Annotated in this window: 12 protein-coding genes and 1 pseudogene; 12 read left to right on the top strand and 1 reads right to left on the bottom strand. The window is 35.9% G+C overall.

Going from position 1 to position 19,756, the window contains the following annotated elements; genetic code table 11:
- The first annotated feature begins 672 nt into the window (after positions 1 to 672).
- The 4 genes and pseudogenes from PL11_RS03035 to PL11_RS03020 all read left to right on the top strand — a co-directional run bounded on the left by PL11_RS03035 (position 673) and on the right by PL11_RS03020 (position 9,575).
- Positions 673 to 3,942: a helicase-related protein gene (locus PL11_RS03035; protein ID WP_035166276.1), complete on the top strand. Its 3,270-nt coding sequence runs from the start codon at positions 673 to 675 to the stop codon at positions 3,940 to 3,942.
- The gene (locus tag PL11_RS03030; RefSeq protein WP_152638991.1) at positions 3,943 to 4,665 is read left to right on the top strand and encodes a DUF4391 domain-containing protein; all 723 of its coding nucleotides are present in this window, start codon (positions 3,943 to 3,945) and stop codon (positions 4,663 to 4,665) included.
- A 28-nt stretch (positions 4,666 to 4,693) separates the two neighbouring features.
- Positions 4,694 to 6,564: pseudogene (locus PL11_RS03025) on the top strand (site-specific DNA-methyltransferase).
- A 20-nt stretch (positions 6,565 to 6,584) separates the two neighbouring features.
- Positions 6,585 to 9,575 (top strand): restriction endonuclease, encoded by a 2,991-nt coding sequence (locus tag PL11_RS03020; RefSeq protein WP_035166271.1) that lies wholly within the window; start codon positions 6,585 to 6,587, stop codon positions 9,573 to 9,575.
- Between the two features lie 62 nt (positions 9,576 to 9,637).
- On the opposite strand, the gene PL11_RS03015 is transcribed toward PL11_RS03020, so the two are convergent.
- Positions 9,638 to 10,570 carry a nucleoside hydrolase gene (locus tag PL11_RS03015; RefSeq protein ID WP_035166269.1) on the bottom strand — a complete coding sequence of 311 codons (933 nt, stop codon included), beginning with the start codon at positions 10,568 to 10,570 and terminating at the stop codon, positions 9,638 to 9,640.
- A gap of 297 nt (positions 10,571 to 10,867) precedes the next feature.
- Here PL11_RS03015 and PL11_RS03010 point away from each other — a divergent pair, with 297 nt between their 5' ends.
- The 8 genes from PL11_RS03010 to ptcA all read left to right on the top strand — a co-directional run bounded on the left by PL11_RS03010 (position 10,868) and on the right by ptcA (position 19,726).
- On the top strand, positions 10,868 to 12,412 hold the full coding sequence (locus PL11_RS03010) for a hypothetical protein (RefSeq protein WP_035166268.1): 1,545 nt from the start codon (positions 10,868 to 10,870) through the stop codon (positions 12,410 to 12,412).
- Positions 12,413 to 12,612: 200 nt separating this feature from the next.
- Positions 12,613 to 13,386, top strand: coding sequence for a DNA-methyltransferase (locus PL11_RS03005; protein ID WP_035166266.1), 774 nt, complete (start codon positions 12,613 to 12,615; stop codon positions 13,384 to 13,386).
- A 14-nt stretch (positions 13,387 to 13,400) separates the two neighbouring features.
- Positions 13,401 to 14,309, top strand: coding sequence for a type II restriction endonuclease (locus PL11_RS03000; protein ID WP_257787909.1), 909 nt, complete (start codon positions 13,401 to 13,403; stop codon positions 14,307 to 14,309).
- A gap of 71 nt (positions 14,310 to 14,380) precedes the next feature.
- Positions 14,381 to 15,391, top strand: coding sequence for a Dam family site-specific DNA-(adenine-N6)-methyltransferase (locus PL11_RS02995; RefSeq protein ID WP_078256903.1), 1,011 nt, complete (start codon positions 14,381 to 14,383; stop codon positions 15,389 to 15,391).
- Between the two features lie 247 nt (positions 15,392 to 15,638).
- Positions 15,639 to 16,556, top strand: coding sequence for a restriction endonuclease (locus PL11_RS02990; protein ID WP_035166264.1), 918 nt, complete (start codon positions 15,639 to 15,641; stop codon positions 16,554 to 16,556).
- A gap of 19 nt (positions 16,557 to 16,575) precedes the next feature.
- Positions 16,576 to 17,826, top strand: a complete 1,251-nt coding sequence (locus PL11_RS02985) for a chloride channel protein (protein ID WP_035166263.1) — start codon at positions 16,576 to 16,578, stop codon at positions 17,824 to 17,826.
- Between the two features lie 15 nt (positions 17,827 to 17,841).
- Complete coding sequence (locus PL11_RS02980; protein WP_035166262.1) at positions 17,842 to 18,435, top strand: pentapeptide repeat-containing protein; 594 nt, start codon at positions 17,842 to 17,844, stop codon at positions 18,433 to 18,435.
- A 256-nt stretch (positions 18,436 to 18,691) separates the two neighbouring features.
- The gene (gene ptcA, locus PL11_RS02975; protein ID WP_035166261.1) at positions 18,692 to 19,726 is read left to right on the top strand and encodes a putrescine carbamoyltransferase; all 1,035 of its coding nucleotides are present in this window, start codon (positions 18,692 to 18,694) and stop codon (positions 19,724 to 19,726) included.
- Positions 19,727 to 19,756 lie beyond the last annotated feature (30 nt).

The raw sequence follows: 19,756 nt of genomic DNA, 5'->3' as shown, positions 1-19,756 counted from the left end.
CATATTTTGGGGTAATAGAAAAAAGGCAACACATTGATCTGACATTAGTAACTCCTGTGCTTAATAAGGTCATTCCAATGTAAAATAAATGGCGAAATTGACGGACTAAGAAAGAAAAAGCAACTTCAAAATGATGAATAAATCACATAATTTAAGCGAAACAAAGTTGCTCATGCGTTGCTGAAACTACCGAGTAAGAATTGAGACATTGGTGGGTATTGGCATAAAGGTGTTGGTCAGTTAGCAGAGCCATTGTGGTACCGATAAATATTATCGGTACCTTTTTATATTTGAAAGAAATATTTATATATCTTTGGGTTAGTGAACTAGTGGCATGGTAAATCAATATCAGATATTTTAACTAGTAATTTAGGCAATTGGAGATAGGCATATTATTTAATAATCAAAGGTCAACTTACATTAAATTCGACAAATAAGAATTCATCAAGTTTATATGCCCTGGTTAAGCCTTTTACCCGTTGACATTATCAGTACAACTTTGCTACATTTAATTTCGGAATAAAATAATTACTTTTAACGTACTGATACGAATAATCATAATACTATTGGAATATTTCTTAGCTTTTAATTGTGTTTGAGATCATTTAAAAGCATAAAGTTATATAACAAAACAATTGAAGTTGAAATTGATATTCTTTGGGGAGGTAAGTTGTGCCAAAGCTGGTAAATAACAAAGGTGATAACACCTTAAAAAACTTAATAAGCGACAAGGTTAATACTCATTCGAAAATAAGTATACAGACAGCTGCATTTTCTATTTTTGCTTTTCACGCGCTACAAAAGGAAATTAAGCAGTCAAAAGAATTAAGACTTATTTTAACGAAAAGTTTTTTTGAAAAAGAAGAGACGAGTTTTTTAAAAAGGTATGAAATAGCACAGGACAGTGACGGTGTATATGGAAATAAGTATGAAATCAAGTTGAGAAATAAGATGAACACAGCTTTTATTGCTCGTGAGACAGCTCAGCTTATAGAAGATAAAGTAAATGTTAAACAGTTAAGCCCAGATCAAAGTGCACTCGATCAGTTATTGATTCTTAATGACAAAGACATCAAAGATAGTCTAGCAATACCAGGAATGTTCAAGTTTACTTCGGATGGGTTAGGAATTACTGAGTCTAATAATTTATCTTCGATGACGGCAATTGGTGGTTCAGATGCTGACGTTGACGCCGATTATTTTGAAGGGCTTAAAGCGGATTTTGATAGGATTTGGAATGATTCTGACAAGTCTAAAGAAGTGACTAACAAAGTTCTTGATAAAGTAAGAACTATTTATCAGGAAAACACACCCGAATGGCTTTACTTTGTGTCTCTATATCATATTTTTCATGACAAGCTAGAAGAACTTGATGAACAGGATGTCGCTCCCGATGGTTCTGGATTTAAGGAATCTGTCATCTGGAATAAGCTTTATCAATTTCAAAAAGATGGTGTAATGGGTCTTATTCGTAAACTTGAAAAATATAATGGAGTAATACTTGCTGATTCTGTTGGTTTAGGAAAAACATTTTCTGCATTGGCAGTTATAAAGTATTATGAACTGCAACGTAAACGCGTCTTAGTTCTTGCTCCAAAACGTTTGAGAGATAATTGGACACTCTATACTAGACCAGATGTGCGTAATGTATTAGTAGATGATTACTTTAATTACACAGTTTTGAATCATACAGATCTTAGTAGATATAAAGGTGAAAGTGATGGAATTAAACTGGATTCGTTTTTATGGTCAGATTTTGATTTAGTGGTAATAGATGAATCTCATAATTTTCGTAATAATGATACTAGTGTAAATCGAGAAACAAAAACTCGGTATCAACGCTTAATGGAAGACATTATAAAAAAAGGTCGTAGGACTAAGGTGCTTATGCTTTCAGCTACGCCAATTAATAACCAAATGAATGATTTGAAAAATCAAATTGGTTTTATTACCGAAGGAAAAACTGATGCACTAGCTGAATATGGAATCGAAGATATTGACACTACATTGAGATCTGCCCAACGTGCTTTTAATCAGTGGATGGAACTTGATGAAAATGAACGAACAACCCAAAATTTTCTTGATACAGTTAACCCTGATTACTTTAAGCTATTGGATATGGTGACGATTGCACGTAGTCGTAAGCATATTGAAAAGTATTATGATACTGCTTCACTTGGTAGCTTTCCAGAGAGGTTAAAACCAAAAACTGTTAAGCCTGATATCGATGCATCGGGAGAGTTTCCTAATTTAAAAAATGTGTATGAATCCATTGGACGCTTAAACATGGCAATGTATAAGCCACTTAAGTATGTTCTACCCGTGAAACGTAGGTATTACGAAGACCTATATGATACCAAGGTGAAAGATGGAAAATCCGCATTTAGGCAAACAGACCGTGAGCAAGAACTGGGTAACTTGATTCGGGCTAATTTATTCAAGCGACTTGAAAGTTCAATCTTTTCATTTGGATTAACCATAGACCGAATGGTTAACGGTATTGAAGAAATCCTAGACAATATCAAAGCCAGTCAGTCTAATGATGTTGAAATGCCAAGTATTACGGACTTTGATGATGAAGATCTGGAAAATGCGTTTGATGAACAATCAGTTGGTACGAAGACAAAAATATTAATTGGTGATATGGATCTATTGCAGTGGCCACAAGCACTTAAAGAAGATTTGCTTGAATTGAAACAACTTCAAAATATTACACATAAGGTAACCCCTGAAAAAGATGCTAAGCTCATAGACTTAGAAAAAATTATTAAGGATAAGTATGAGCATCCAATTAACCGAAACAACAAAAAGATTATTGTATTTACTGCGTTTGCTGATACTGCAAATTATCTATATGAAAATTTAGCAAATAAAGTTAAAGACAATTTTGGATTTAATTCGGCATTAATTACAGGTGGTTCAACACCGAACAAGACAACCATGCGTGGAGTTAACGCAAATGAGATGAGTGATATCTTAACGAACTTTTCACCAATATCAAAAGGTCGCGCTCAAATTAACCCAAATGCCACTGAAGAAATTGAATTGCTTATTGCGACAGATACAATATCGGAAGGGCAAAACTTACAAGACGCAGATTATCTGATCAATTATGATATTCATTGGAATCCTGTGCGTGTAATTCAGCGTTTTGGTCGTATTGACCGTATTGGCTCAAAAAACAAACGAATTCAGTTAGTTAATTTTTGGCCAAACGTGGACTTAGATACTTATCTTAATCTGGAACAACGAGCCAAGGGAAGAATGGTGATGTTGGATACTGCAGCGACGGGTGAAGATGATTTACTTAATATTAAGCCCAATAAAGAAATGAATGATTTGAAATACCGTAAGAAACAGTTGCAGCAGTTGCAAACTCAAGTAGTTGATTTGGAAGATGTTCATGGGGCAATTTCAATCACAGATATGACCTTTAATGATTTTAAGGCTGATTTACAAAATGCACTAAAAGATCACGAAAAACTGTTGAATGAGGCTCCACTAGGAATGTATGCAATCACTGATACAAGTGGATTTTCTGAAGCTGAACCAGGTGTTATTTTAACTTTAAAACAGCAAACTGATGAATTTGGCAAAGATAATAGTATCTTGCCATATATTGTGGTTTACATGAGGATGGATGGAACTACAAAAGTTAATTATATGTATGCCAAGCAGGCATTGGACTTTTTTAAGAAGTTAACAGTCGGCAAAAGCACTGTTAATCAGCCATTAGTGGATAAATTCTATGCGGAAACAAGCGGTGGAAGAGATATGTCTGTTTACTCAGAAATATTAAGTAAAGCTATTGAAGCAATTAAAGGTAAACAAGACGAAGTAGGCATGGGATCGTTATTCTCTCCAGGAGGCACAAATTTGCAGACAGAATTATTGAATAACTTAGATGATGTAGAATTAATATCATTTTTAATAATTAAGTAGGTGATACATTTGGAAACAAAAGACGTTATAAAATGGTGGGGTTTTCCAAACAGTACGATTATTAATCGTAATTTGCCAAAAACTCAAATCTATCCACATATGAAAGAAGCGACTGACAAGCATTTTTTACAAGATTCTGTGCAAAATATATATGTTTTAGCTACTTTGAGAAAAGATAATACAAACATAGATGTATATGAAGATGATAAGGAACTTTATCAAGAAATCCAATTCCTTTATGTGAAAACTAAAGGAAAAGGTGACTCAACTAAAATATATAAAATGTTGTCGTTATTGATTCCGTATCCATTAGTAATTCTCACTGATGAACCGGACAGTTTTACTATTTATACTGGCCGATTTGAAAAAAAATCAACCGGTTACTTGAACTTAGCAAATATTTATCCGTCACCTGTCTATCAAGATGAAGAATTACAAATGGTTTTACATCGGATATCATTTATCAATCTGCCAAATCAAAACATGAAAGTACTTTATGATGGAATACGTGATGAAATTGCTACATTTATGGCTAAAGTACAATATGGTGAAACTGTAGGGCATATCGATAGTGAAAAGAAAGATAAACTTGATGATTTGAAAAAGCAGATGGAAGATTTGCGTAGCAATATAAAAAAAGAACCTCAGCTGAATCGTAAAATTGACATGCAAATGAAGTTGAAGAAATTGAAGGATGAGTTTTCAAGTGAAATTAATCATTAGGATGAAAGTGTGAAAGGAAATCTAATTTATGATGGATGAGAATAATCAAGTGCCTTCAAATTCACTTGATATTACTGAGCAAAATGTTGAAAAGCTGAAGGAATTGTTTCCTGAAGTACTAACTGAGAAAAAGATTGATTTTGATAAGCTGCGTTTGATTCTTGGTGATCAGATTGAAACAGCACCAGAACGCTATAGTTTTACTTGGAATGGAAAGAAGCAGGCAATGAAGCTGGCACAACAACCAACTGTAGCTACATTAAAGCCGAACAAGGAAAAGTCTAAGGATTGGGATAAAACCCAAAATATATATATTGAAGGCGATAACCTAGAAGTTTTAAAGACTTTGCAGAAATCATATGCTAAAAAAGTAAAAATGATATATGTAGATCCACCTTATAATACGGGAAAAGATTTTGTGTATAACGACAACTTTTCGGATTCCTTAGAAAATTACCTAGAGCAGACTGGTCAGGTTGATAATGAAGGCAATAAGTTAAGTGTTAATTCAGAAACAAATGGCCGTTATCATACTGATTGGCTAAATATGATGTATCCAAGATTAAAGCTTGCGAGAAACTTATTGACCGAAGATGGAGTTGTTTTATTAGTATCGATGACACGGAAGATCATAACTTACGGAAAATATGTGATGAGATATTTGGAGAGAAAAATTTTTTAGCACAGGTTGTTTGGGAAAGGGCGTATGCCCCAATCAACTTGAAGAAAAATTTTTCTCAAAGTCATGATTATATATTGGTCTATGCAAAGAATCGTGAGTTGGTGCAGTCCAACGGAATATCTAGATTATCTAAACAAACAAAAATGTATAAAAATCCTGACAATGATTATAGAGGCCCATATAAAGCTGATAACTTCTCTGTTGGTCCAGCAAATGAAAAAAATATATATGAAATTGTCACTCCTTCAGGAAGGAAGGTAATGCCGCCAAGTGGATATTCTTGGAGATTTTCAAAGGAAAAATATGATGAATTGCGTGCTGATAATCGTGTATGGTTTGGAATGGATGGAAATAACGCACCCTCATACAAGAGATTTGCGTCTGAGGTAAAAGAAACTGTTACTCCAATGACAATATGGAAATACGAAGACGTAGGACATTCCCAAAGTGCTAGCCAATATCTAAAGCATCTTTTTAATGATAAAGCATATTTTTCATATCCTAAACCAGTACCGTTGGTTCAACGAATTGTTGAATTGTATTCTAATCAAGATTCAATTGTCCTGGATTTTTTCAGTGGTTCAGCTACGACGGCAGAGGCTGTAATGCGGATGAATGCTGAAGACGGTGGTGATCGTCACTTTATTATGGTTCAATTGCCAGAACAACTCTCTGAAAAGGATATTGCTTATAAGGATGGGTATAAAACTATTTCAGATATTGCAGAAGAACGGATTCGGCTTGCTGGTAATAAAATTATTCAAGAAAGTTCTACTTCAACAGAACAGCTTGATACTGGGTTTAAGGTATTTGAACTTTCCAAGTCAAATATCAAAAAATGGAATTCAAATCCAGAAGATTTGAATAAACAATTTGAACTACTCACTAATAACTTTGAAGAAGATTCAAAACCACTCGATGTTGTATATGAAATCATGTTAAAACAAGGCCTTGATTTAACTTATCCAATCAATGAAACAAAAGTTGGAGATGCAGTTATTTATGATATTGCATTTGGTTCGATGTTTGTAGTGCTTGGAAACAACATTACGAGTGATATCGCTGGATATATTATTAAGAAAATCGATGACGAAAAAGCTGAAAATTCAGTAGTTGTTTTGCAAGATGAAAAATTTGTTGATGATAGTGAAAAGCTAAATATGATTGAGCGGTTAAACGCAAGTGGTATTCAGTATGATGATATTTTGAGTATTTAAAGGAAGGGAGGTACATACACTTGAAAATACAATTTGATACTCTTGATTTTCAAACCGATGCTGTGAATAGTGCAGTACGTGTGTTTGAAGGCCAGACAATAAAAGAATCTAATTTTACTATCACAAACAGCGACCCTCAAGGAACGTTGTTTGCGAGTGATGGTATCGGGGTTGGAAATCGTATAATTATTAACGAAGAGCAAATGTTAAAAAATGTTAACAAAGTACAAATTTTGAACGGTATTGTTCCAAGTGATAATTTATTTGGAAACAATAAAAACTTTCCCCAATTCAATATTGAGATGGAGACGGGAACAGGCAAAACATTTGTATATTTGAAGACTATTCTTGAAATGAATAAAAAATATGGGTTTACGAAATTTGTTATTGTTGTACCAAGTGTTGCAATTAGGGAAGGTGTCCTTAAGACCTTCCAAATTACAAAAGAATTCTTTAAGAATCAGTACAATGGTGTAGCTTACGACTTATTTATGTTTGATAGTAGCAAACTTGACCGTGTTAGGTCATTTGCATCAGCAACTACAATCGACATAATGGTTACAACGATTCAGGCGTTTAATAAGGATACGAACGTTATGAATCGCGAAAATGATCAACTCGCGGGAGCACGTCCAATTGATTTAATTGCGGAAACTCGGCCGATTGTCATTATTGATGAGCCACAGTCAGTAGATAATACTGTCTTGGCAAAAGGTGCACTTACTAGTTTAAATCCATCGGCGGGATTTCGTTATTCAGCTACTCATCGTGATGGTTCTTACCCAAAAGTTTATCAACTCGGTGCAGTTGAAGCTTATGATAAGCAGTTAGTTAAGCAAATTGAAGTAGCTAGTATTTCAATGGACGAAGATGGCAATCGTGCTCATATGAAGCTGATTGATGTTAAGACGGGTAAAAACGGAATAACAGCTAGAATTGAGGTATATAAAAAAACGAGTAAGGATGCTGATAAGAAAATTTTGAGTTTCAAAGCAGGGGATGACATGTTCACTAAGACCAAGCTTCAAGCATATGAAGAGGTTGGATTCATCCAAGATATTGATGCTACACCGGGATTGGAGTCAGTATATTTTTCTGGCACGCCGGACAAAATAACACTGGAATCTGCCACTTTGGAAGATGAAGTGGTGAAACGTAATCAAATTTCAAAAACGATTGAAGAACATTTGAATAAAGAATTACAGTTTAAACAATCTGGCCAACGTATTAAGGTTCTGAGTCTATTTTTCTTGGATAAGGTTGAAAACTATCGTGTATATGATGATAACGGAAATGCGACTCCTGGTAGATATGCACGAATATTTGAGGAACAATATAATAAGTTAATTCGGTTGCCGAAGTATAAAGTATTAAATGATGTTAACGTTCCAGCTTCTGAAGTTCATGATGGTTACTTTTCTGTTGATAAAAAAGGGAAGCTAAAAAATACTAAGGGCGATTCTCAAGCGGATGAATCAACCTATGAAATGATAATGAAGAATAAAGAAGGACTGTTAACTTTCTATGATGAAGAGAAGCATCATACGGATAAGGCCAATAAAATCAGGTTTATTTTCTCTCATTCAGCACTAAAAGAAGGATGGGATAATCCAAATGTATTTCAGATTGCAACTTTGATTGAGACTAAGGATACGATTACAAAACGGCAGAAGATTGGTCGTGGATTACGTATTGCAGTTAATGAAGAAGGCCAGCGGGTTCCAGGATTTCAAGTGAATACCTTAACTGTTATGGCTAATGAGAGCTATAAAGAATTTGCTGAAGGACTTCAGAAGGAATACGAAGAAGAGGGAGTTGTCTTTGGAGTATTTGATAAGGATAGCTTTACTACCATTATTGAATCTTATGACAACGTAACTGAAGATTTGCAAATCTTTGGAAAGAAAAAATCAGAGCAACTTTTCAATTTCTTTAAAGATGAGGATTATATAAGTTCATCCGGTCATGCAACGGATAAAATGAAGGAAGCGATTGCCGACCAGGAGTTAGAAATTCCCGAAGAGTTTTCAGAACTTGGTTCAAAAATATTGGATGTTGTTAAGTCTAAGGTCAAGAGTCTTGATATTAAAGATGCTAGGGATAAGGTTGAAGTCAAAGTTGTAAAAGAAGCATTAACGGAGGACTTCTTAGAGCTATGGAATAAGATCAAATACAAGACGACATATAAAATTAACTTTGATTCAAATAAGCTAATAGATTTTGCCATTAATGGAAACGAGTCGCTAGAAGGAATAAACTCTATTCAAACCCGCCGAGGAACCTACCTTTATAATAAGGGTATGGTTCAAATGAGTGATGCTGGTGTGAAAGCAAAGGAGACTAGCGAAAGTAATGTAAAAGCGGAGACTCCTGGTGCATATAAGTTGCCAGATATTATAACATTTTTACAGAATGAAACTAATTTAACGCGAAAAACCCTTGTTTCGATATTAAAATCTGTAAATAATTTGGATAGCTTTATTAACAACCCATTAGCCTATATGAACCAAGCAGCTAAAATTATAAATGCTATTAAAAATCAGCTAATTGTTGATGGTATTGAATATACCCGTACGGATGATGAATATGAGCAAACATTATTCACAACTGAAACGCTCAGTGCATATTTAGGAGACAATGGTAATTCTGTAAAAGTTGATGAGACTAAGCACAAAACTGTGTATGACTACATTGTGACCGACTCGGCGATTGAAAAAGAATTTGCTAAAAAAGCCGAGATGGATGACTATGTGAAGTTTTACATAAAACTGCCAGATTGGTTTAAGATTCGCACACCACTTGGGCCATACAATCCAGATTGGGCATTACTTTATGAAGAAGATAATGAACAACATCTTTACTTTATTGTTGAAACAAAAGGTAATGTTAGTGACGAGCAGTTAAGGCCACATGAACGAGAAAAAATCATTTCCGGTGAAAAACATTTCAAAGCTGTTGACACAGATATTAAGTTTAAACGAGTTAAAGACGAAGCTGAAATTCGCGAATAATTATATTTTTTAAAGTAAAAACCACTTCATTTTGAAGTGGTTTTTCTTATAACATCTGTTACTTACTTTGTCGCACTCTTCGCCAACTCATCCATCTTATCAAAGAACTCATCCGCATGAACACTCGTCACGAAGGTAACTTCACGACCGGATTCGGTGATGTAGGTTTTTCCAGCAGATGGTCCGTCAACGACCACGTCTGACTTGATTTGTTTTGATTCAACCAATTCAGGGTACTTGCTTACCAACGTGGTCAACACGTCCCAAAGGTAGTAAGTGGAATCTGCTTCAAATGAGTGAACTAGTGAGTAGCCCATTCCAATCAAATCAATTGCGGGGTATTGGCGTTTCCTTGCCCAGCGTTTTCTAAGTTCAGGAGTCAACGGTACTTGGTTGGTACTATCTAAACTAACAACCGTGATTTTTAAGTTGGAGTCCCAGACGGTTTTAACTGCCTCTGGATCCCAGAATGCGTTCCATTCAGCGGAGCCGTCATGGCCAGGTTCCGAAACGTTTCCGTCAGTGGTCATTGAACCACCCATCCAGAAAAGTTCATCAATGTTATCAGTGACCGTTGGATCGATTTCGATTGCTCTAGCTAAATCAGTTAGCGGACCAGTCATTACAAGAGTGACCTTCTCTTCACTAGCTTTGATTTTTTCAAGCATATCCAAATGTGCGGGTTGCTTAGCCTGCGGTGTTTTGACTTGGCCAGATTCGTTAAGAATTGGAAAATCATCAAAAGAGAATGTGCTTAAGCGCCAGTCTTTTGGAAATTGGTTAACTGCGCGGGAGTTTGACATTGCGACTTCTAAATCATCTTGATGACCAAATAGATCAATGATTTTGCGAGATGCGGAAACAGATGGCTCAACGTAAGAGTCTGCACCAACCGCACTAACACCAATAATCTTAGTGTTAGGGAATTGGAGAATTAGCAGCAATGAAACAAGGTCGTCGACGTTACCGTCGTGGTTAAAGTAGATGGTTTGCAAGGGGATTACCTCCGGTTTTGTAGTTAGGTTAATTGTATATGATATTAAAAATCAATTGGGATAAATTTAAAAATATAAATTTATTTTGACCCATCCGCCTGCAACAGTTATGGATAGACTTATGTCTCAACACTATCTTTTTATGTTTATTGACGGCACGTGATAGAAATGTAACTAGATTAAGTGTATTTTCACATTTTTATAGCACGGTTTTATTATGGTAACAATTCCTGTATACTTAATTATTACTGTGAAATTTTACACAACATTTAGAGTTACAACTAGAGAGGGAAGAATATGATAGTAGGTTATGTTAGGTGTCCAACTAACGTTGATTCAATTAATAGCCCCAATTTACATAAGTTTATCAATGAATATGACATTAATTTAAAATTGCTGTGCTATAAAAGCGAAGTAAGAATCCCACTTACAAAATTGAATCAGGTTTATCAAAAGGATAATACATTTTTTCATAGGTTGGTTATGGAGTTTGCTTTAAGGGGATTTGAAGTAATAACTAACACACCAACAGATGTATTTTATAAAAACATTGAACAATTTGATGATTACTTCACAATTTTTAAAGCAGTTAAACCAAATTTTAATACATTTAAAGATCTGGTTTTGCCAAATGAGATTAGATACTTTCTTGAAAAGTCTGGCGTTGAGAGCAGCGATTATTTTAATGGAATTATTGTCAGTAACCTGTTCAGAGTATTTTTTAGTGCTGATACGAGGATATTCAATCAATTACAAGGTATTGGAATAGTTCCATTAAATGATGATGTTTTAGAAATGACGGTTGAAGAAGTGCTGGAAGCAAATCATAATAAACCAGAAGAACCAAAGCGTGATTATAAATCTTATAAACAAAACACTGAGATAGGTAAAAGTGTCTTTGATGAAAAGGAAGAACTATCTTTTAACAACTTATTAGACGCAGTTAAGAATAATGAGCAAGCAGCTGAGGTTGTATTTCCAGAAATTATTATACATTCTAAGAGAATCCGACAAGCTTTTCAGAGCTGTGGATTAGATGTTATTCATCTTCATAACGGAGAGGTTCTTAGGACTGATTTAGAATTTTTGGGAATGGATGATGACATTAACTTTGTGATGAAAAATGTTGCGGAATATTTACGCCAAAGGGTGGATATTCCAGGTAATGAAATAAGTATAAACCAAAAGAAATTAATGATTGATTCGTTAAACTTAAATGACGGGTTTGTAAGAAGAATTTCAAAGTTGCCCCCCTTATATCAAATTGAATTTTGGCAAGAATTAACTTTTGAGTATCGGTTTTCAATAAAAGAACGATTGAAAGCAATTAGAGATACAAAAATTGAAGCTAATGGTACAGACGAGAAGAAGCTAAGCTTATTTAAAAGGGTATTCAGAAATTTCACCGGTAATAATTATAGTCCAAAAGTAGAAGTCAGCTCAGCAAAGCTGACTAGTGAATTGATAGAAAATTTTAGAGTCGAAGAAATGACAATCGTCCAGGGTATTAAGACTAGACCGATTATTTTATTTAACGAAGTAGATAAAGAATTACTACAGGTATTATTACAAAAAAATTCACATCTTATAGTTTCGGGCTCGCCATTTATATTGCTAGATCAAACAAATAGTGACCTTATGTTAAAAGTTCATGAATGGGTACGGGTGTTTAGAAATTCCAATGAAATTAAGTTTGATTATCTTGTTCAGGATTTTCTGCCATTAATAGGAACTAGAACCACAGATAAGTTTAAAAAAAGGTTTGAAAAGCAATTAAATGATTTCTATGGATTTAAAAGGGATGAAGATGAATTGTTGATAAAGGTAAAGTATGCTAATTAAGGGATACCTGCTACTTTCATATTGTTTCATTAAAGGAGGTGGTAGGTAAGAATAAAAAGTAATAACTCTATTATCAATGCTCACAAGCTAGGCATTATCCTATGAATTATGGTAATACACTCAAATAAAGTATAAATTAAATCTAGGTAATTAGGATATAGATCGTAATTAACTGTATAAACGCGATTTGGAGGATTACGATGAAAGAATTTTATAAAGACCAAAATGTTAAATACATATTGGGAGATAGTTTTGATTATTTGAAAAAATTACCAGATAAATCTATAGACTTGATAGTAACTGATCCACCTTATTTTTTAAGTAATGGTGGCTTTTCAAATAGTGGGGGTAAAAAAGTTAGTGTCAATAAGGGATCGTGGGATGATCCAAACCTGGTTGATTCCGAACAATTTTATTCGAGTTTTCTTGAAGAATCATTTAGAGTTTTAAAGGATAATGGTACTCTGTGGATTTTTGGAACAATGCACAATATATACACAATAGGCTACCTGTTACCTAAGCTAGGATTTAAAATTTTAAATAATGTTACCTGGCAAAAGTCTAATCCAGCACCAAATTTGAGTCGTAGAATGTTTACGCACTCAACGGAAACCATTCTTTGGGCAAAAAAGCAAGGCGGCAAACAGCTGTTTAACTACGATGAAATGAGAGCTATCAATGGGGGCAAACAAATGAAGGATGTTTGGACGACGTCTACAATTAGTAAGTTGGAAAAGAGATTTGGAAAGCACCCAACTCAAAAGCCATTGTCGTTAATGCTGAGGATATTAAAGGCTAGTGCAAACACAAATATGATTATTTTAGATCCCTTTGTCGGCTCTGGAACAACAGCAGTTGCTGGAAAAATGCTTGGAATGAAGGTAATAGGAGTAGATGAATCAGAAAGTTATTTATCAATAGCTAAAAATAGAGTTATTGATATTGAAAACGAAAGGGTTGGAAAGATATTATAGATTTTGCAGAATATATGGGGATGTCTCCAGTAAACAAGTTTCAGTACTTTATGAAGACAAGATTGACCACAAATAGAACGCCTTCGTATTGGGTTAAGTGGGAAAATGCTAATAAGCATATTGCATCATACGAAGTATCATTAAATACACTGAATTACTTAGTTGGTAAAGAAAATATAGCGGAAGAGGCTAGAAAACTCTTTTTAGAGCAACCTAACTTAATAAAAACCATTCCATTGTTAATAGCTAGTCGAGATATGACCTTAGATGTTTTAATTGTTGATGCTGATAATGAGATGTCTCATTCACTTATAGATTTTTTGAATCCCGACATTAGTAAAATTGATTTATATCTAAACTTTATGAAAGATTCAGGTTTATTAAACTTCTTAGAAAAAGAACTTAATGAATCACTTGTAGATTATGTTTTGGGTGTACAAGTAGGCCTAGATAGTAACGGCAGAAAAAATCGTAGTGGACAGCAGAACGAAAGAATCCTTGCGACATTACTTGAGAGGGTAGTTAGTGGAGATGAAAGTTTACATTATCTATTGCAACCTACACAAGTACAAATGTTTAATCAATGGGGCATCCTTGTACCAGAGGTTACTCCATCAAAAAATAAGGGTGGTCGTCGATATGATGGAGCAATATATAATGATTTAACTGAGACAGTGACAATCATTGAAACTAACTTTTATGGTTCTGGTGGTTCTAAACTAAAAGCTGTGGCTGGTGAATTTAGTGATCTTTACAGCGTTAACTTTAAGAATGCAAAAAACGTAAACTTTGTTTGGATTAGTGACGGCCCTGGGTGGGATACTGCAAAAAATCCTATGGAAGAAGCTTTTGCAATCATTCCAAATATTATCAATGTCACTATGGCAAAAAATGGGTATCTTAGTGAGTTGGTAGAAAAATAAAAATAAATCTACGTTGTGGTATTTAGTATTATGATATAAAATGTTGTTATTAAATACGAAAAGAGACTGCGATGAATATTAAAGAAATTGGCAAGGAGTATGGGTATAACCTAAAGGAATTAGCAAATGCCGCTGACATTCCATATACCACGCTAGCTTCGATAAAAGATAAAGAGATTAGTAATTGGAAGCAGGAATATGTAAGTAAACTTTCTGATGTTTTAGATACTGATATAGTTAAGCTTTCAAAAAGTGAGGTTTTGACCCCATTCATTAAGTGGGTCGGTGGGAAACGTCAAATTGTTCGATTTCTGAAGGAATATGCTCCTTCACACTATTCAACCTACTATGAGCCATTCATTGGTGGTGGAGCACTCTTGCTGTCATTACAGCCTGAACGCGCTGTTATTAATGACTGGAACGAAGAATTAGTAAATGTTTGGAAGGTAGTAAAAGATTTTCCAAATGATTTAATTAAGTTGTTAGAAGTTCATAAAAAAAACAATTCTAAAGATTATTATCTTAACCTTAGATCTGCTGATAGGGATGGAAGAATTGCTGAAATGACTCCTGTCGAAAGAGCTGCAAGGTTTATTTTTATGAATAAAACTGGGTTTAATGGGCTTTGGCGTGTAAATTCAAAGGGTCAAAACAATGTTCCGTATGGAAGGTATAGTAATCCTAAGATAATTTCGCCATCATTAGAAAAAGTTAGTAGTTATCTTAACGAGAATGATGTTAAGATAACTAGCGGTGATTACAGAGCGGCAGTTTCTGAGGCAGTGTCAAATGATTTTGTCTATTTTGATCCGCCTTATATCCCCGTGAGTCCAACATCTTCATTTACAAGTTATACTTCAAACGGCTTCGGTTTGTTGCAGCAAGAACAATTAAGGGATACTGCAATTGAACTTCATAATCGTGGGGTAAAAGTTATGCTTTCCAATGCAGATGTTCCCCTGATTGAAGAATTGTATTCGGATAGTATTTTTACTATTAACAGGGTTCAAGCTAGTCGAGCCATCAATTCTAAAGGCAGTGGGAGAGGTAAAGTTGATGAAGTAATAATTACTACTTACTAGTTATCTAACCTCTTAAATCAATCAAATATACTTTTGGGGAGGAGCCTTTAATGGCTTCTCCTATTTTTATGAATCAATATAAAAGGTAAATGGACAGTCATGAGTTGTTTTGACTACTCAAGAACCTTATTAATGAGATCGGACTTTTGGGTGGTCGTGATAATATAGTCTTATAAGTTAGGATTTTTTTAAATACAAGAATTATTCTGATATTTAGTTTGTTAATGCAATATTATGGGGTGAAGAAATGGCTAACAAGTATGAACGTCGAGACACCATAAAAGCAATTGTTTTAGCTTTGCGAAACTTAGGTGGTTCTGCATCAAGAAAGCAAGTTAGAGCAGAGATAGCTAGTAACAGTATCGATGATTTTACTGAAGAAGATGTTTTTGGACAGGTAACTGCAAAGAGTGGTAATAAATATAGTCCATTTATGTTTGATTTTAACTTTGGAATTCAGGGATTGGTAGCAGCAGGATTTATTGAAGGTGCTCAACGGGGAGTTGACTTGGTTTTGACTAAAGTTGGCCGCGATTTTGATATGTCTAGTTTTCCAACTCATGAAATTGAAAGTAAGGTTTCGGAATACTGGGATAAAAAGCATCAACTTAATAAGGAACGAAAAGCAGCAGAGAAAGAAACGGTTCATTTAGATGAACCCGAATCTGTAGATAGTAGTGACGCTGAAGACGTTAGTTCAACTAAATGGAAGTCAGAACTACTAGATTGTTTGAAGAAATTCTCTCCAGCTAAATTTGAAAGTTTCTCTAGATTATTAATCAATAAAATGGGAGTTCAAATTGATAAAGAGCGAGGTATTGTTAAATCTGGCGATCATGGTATTGATGGTTTTGGGTACTTCACTTCTGATGAATTTAGAACTAGTAGGGTTGCAATTCAATGCAAGCGGTATACGGACAACTCGGTTTCAGAACCAGAAATTGATAAATTTAAAGGAGTCATGGACGGATTTAATGCCGAATATGGTATCTTTGTAACTACCAGTCAATTTACTGCTCAAGCCATTAAAAAGGCTAGACAAGGAAATAATACAGTTACTTTAATTGATGGCCAAACATTAGCTGATTTGGTTCAAAAATATGAATTACATATTACCCCAATAAAGACTTATGCATTAGATGATTATTACTTTGAAGAAAATTAATTAAAAGGACACACCACACATGCTTAACTCCTCAAAAAACACCGCCCTCATCATCTCCACCATCGTTCTTGGTTTCTTGGTAGGGCTTGGCTCAATGCTTTTGAGCCTATTTTTTAATTTAATAGAAGAACTATTTCTGCACTACCATGAAACTACGTGGGCCCCAGTTGCTTGGGTATCGGGTGCTGGCACAAGATTTATTTCCATTTTAGTTGGGGGAATCGTTGCGACGCTTGTTTGGTGGCTTGTCAGAACCAAGATGAAGTCAACGGTATCAATCAACCAGGGGATAGCTGGCAAGGACATGCCAGTTGGAACCACCTTCGTCCACGTGCTGACGCAAATCTTTTTCGTTAGTGCCGGTGGCTCTGTTGGTCGTGAATTGGCTCCTCGTGAATTGGGGGCAATGTTGTCACAGACTTGGCAACGACTATTGAAAAAGTTTACTAATCTTGAACTGTCAGACGATGACAGAAGATTGTTAATTGCTGCAGCAGCTGGGGCAGGATTTGCTGGAGTTTATATTGCCCCGATTACAGGGACGATGTTCAGCCTTGAGTTGCTACTAAAACGGGTTGACCAACGGGCAATTCTCGTCAGTGTCACGATGTCGATTGAAGCGATGTTGGTTGGCTCGATTGAAAAGGGATTTCAGCCATACTACGGGGTGGGGCATGATAACTTTTCGCTCATCAGTACGGCAGTAGTTTTACTAATTGCGCCAGTGTGTGGCTTGTTAGGTGGCGGGTTCCGCAAGTTATTTAGTTACGCTAATGCTCACCAGACTAGGGATAACAAGATTCTTTGGCAATTGCCATTAGTTGCACTGATTACCGCGATTACAGCAATTAAGTTTCCTGAGGTAATGGGAAACGGTCGTGCTTTAGCACAAACCGCTTTTGCATCAACGAATCCAAAGTTTATTCTCGAAGTATTGATAATTGGTGCTGCGGTGAAGGCGGTGGTTACTGTCTTGTCACTACGGGCCGGTGCATCAGGCGGAACTTTGACACCGTCAATCGCGATTGGTGCGGTTGTCGGAGTTGTGTTTGGATTGATTTTAAACAGCTTTGGCCCTGGAATTCCGCTTTGGGAGACGGGCCTACTGGGTGCCGTTTCGTTTTTAGCGGCATCACAGCAAGCGCCATTCATGGCACTGTTTATGATATTTGAAGTTTGTCACCTAAACTATTCGGCGCTACTTCCTTTAGCGCTAGGAGTTTGCCTGGCTGTATTTACATCAAGGGTAGTTTTAGGGAAGAAAAATTAAAGGAGAATTCACTGCATGACGTACACTAACGAGCACCTTTCATTCGATGATATCGAAGCTGATAACGAGTACCAAGATTGTACCTTTAGCCCAGCCAACGAAAAGACGATGGTCCAAGACGTTGTTTTCAACCATTGTGCGTTTGAACAGGACGACTTTGACGGTGTTGATTGGACTGACGTCAAGTTCATCAATTGCTCGCTACCCAATAAGACGTTCCACCGTAGCTATTTTGTGGACTGCGAGTTTACGGGATCTTTAATGACGGGAACGGATTTTTCTGTAGGAACCAAGTTGTTGAAAACCAAGTTCGCAAACTGCAAGTTACTGTACTCAAACTTCAGTGAAACCAAGATTGAGCAAAGCAAATTCATCGATTGTGACCTAATCGAGTCATCATTTCAAGACGTCAAAGTGGTCAAAGGACTGAAGTTCGATAACTGTGTGGTTGACGGTATTGATTTTCTAGATACTAACTTGAAGGGTGTCGACTTAAGTACAGCCACGTTCAATGATTTGGTAGTTGATCCAACTAGGTTAAAAGGGCTTAAAATCAATGCGTACCAGGCAAGTTTGTTGATAACGATGTTTGGTGTGGAAATCATGTAACAAAACTCACATACCTCTCCCCAATCACGACCTTCTCAGGTCGTGATTTTTTTGTTTAATCATAGTTAAACGCTCAACTTAATAGGCAGGTGGAACATGTTCCGCGATTTGGAACAAAATCCTAACCCCACCAAAAAGCGTCAAAGCCGTTGATATGACTAGATTTTAGCGCTTACATAATTTATATTTAAGCCATAAAGAAATACTCGAGAATTTCTGAACAACCAAAAAATAAAAATTTTAGGAGATGCTCATTATGAAACGCGACTTTATCGATACTAACGAATACACCAAAGAAGAAATCCAATACATGATCAAATTAGGTATCCAAATCAAGAAGGATATCAAAGATGGGAACTACCCAGATTTACTTTCACACAGAACATTAGGAATGATCTTCGAAGAATCATCAACTAGAACTCGAGTTTCATTCGAAACTGCAATGACTCAACTTGGTGGTCATGCTCAATACCTTGCACCAGGTCAAATTCATTTAGGAAGTGCTGAAAGCGAATCATTAGGTGACACAGCAATTGTTCTTTCACGTTTAGTAGACATCTTGATGGCTCGGGTTGCCAAGCACGAAACTGTTGAAAAGCTTGCTCAAACTGCAACTGTTCCAGTTCTTAACGGTATGAGTGATTACAACCATCCAACCCAAGAAATGGGCGACATCATCACCATGGCAGAACACTTACCTTCAGGCAAACGCCTTAGCGACTGTAAAGTAGTCTTCGTTGGTGACGCAACTCAAGTTTGTGTATCAATGATGTTCATGGCTTCTAAGATGGGTATGGACTTCGTTCAATTTGGCCCAGAAGGCTTCCAAGTCCCCGAAAAACAATTGGCAATCGCCAAGAAGAACGCTGAAAAGTCAGGCTCAACAATCACCATCACTGAAGATGCTGACGAAGCAATGAAGGATGCAGACTTTGTTTACACCGACGTATGGTATGGCTTGTATGAAGCACCACTTTCATACGACGAAAGAATGAAGATCTTCTTCCCTAAGTACCAAGTAAACGACGAATTAATGGCAAAGGCTGCTCCACACGCAATGTTCATGCACTGCTTGCCAGCTAACCGTGGCGAAGAAGTTACTGATAGCGTAATCGACTCACCAGCATCAATCGCTTGGGATGAGGCCGAAAACCGTTTGACTGCCATGAGAGCATTACTTGTTTACTTGATGACACCAACAATGAACTACACTGAATCAGAATTAGACGGATTAAACGATCCTACTTTGAAACAAATGCTATTAGAAAGAGTTGATAACTCCACATTCTAATGTGAGGCGATTCGATTCCTCAACTAGGGG

Origin of the sequence: Lentilactobacillus curieae, from assembly GCF_000785105.2 — a bacterium.
In the GTDB taxonomy this organism is placed as follows: domain Bacteria; phylum Bacillota; class Bacilli; order Lactobacillales; family Lactobacillaceae; genus Lentilactobacillus; species Lentilactobacillus curieae.
This window is presented reverse-complemented; position numbering and strand designations above follow the sequence as displayed.

Bases quoted from the DNA above. Each gene is read 5' to 3' on its own strand.
- PL11_RS02995 (WP_078256903.1), top strand. From the start codon at position 14,381: ATGAATATTAAAGAAATTGGCAAGGAGTATGGGTATAACCTAAAGGAA.
- ptcA (WP_035166261.1), top strand. From the start codon at position 18,692: ATGAAACGCGACTTTATCGATACTAACGAATACACCAAAGAAGAAATC.
- PL11_RS03005 (WP_035166266.1), top strand. From the start codon at position 12,613: ATGAAAGAATTTTATAAAGACCAAAATGTTAAATACATATTGGGAGAT.
- PL11_RS03000 (WP_257787909.1), top strand. From the start codon at position 13,401: ATGGGGATGTCTCCAGTAAACAAGTTTCAGTACTTTATGAAGACAAGA.
- PL11_RS03010 (WP_035166268.1), top strand. From the start codon at position 10,868: ATGATAGTAGGTTATGTTAGGTGTCCAACTAACGTTGATTCAATTAAT.
- PL11_RS02985 (WP_035166263.1), top strand. From the start codon at position 16,576: ATGCTTAACTCCTCAAAAAACACCGCCCTCATCATCTCCACCATCGTT.
- PL11_RS02990 (WP_035166264.1), top strand. From the start codon at position 15,639: ATGGCTAACAAGTATGAACGTCGAGACACCATAAAAGCAATTGTTTTA.
- PL11_RS02980 (WP_035166262.1), top strand. From the start codon at position 17,842: ATGACGTACACTAACGAGCACCTTTCATTCGATGATATCGAAGCTGAT.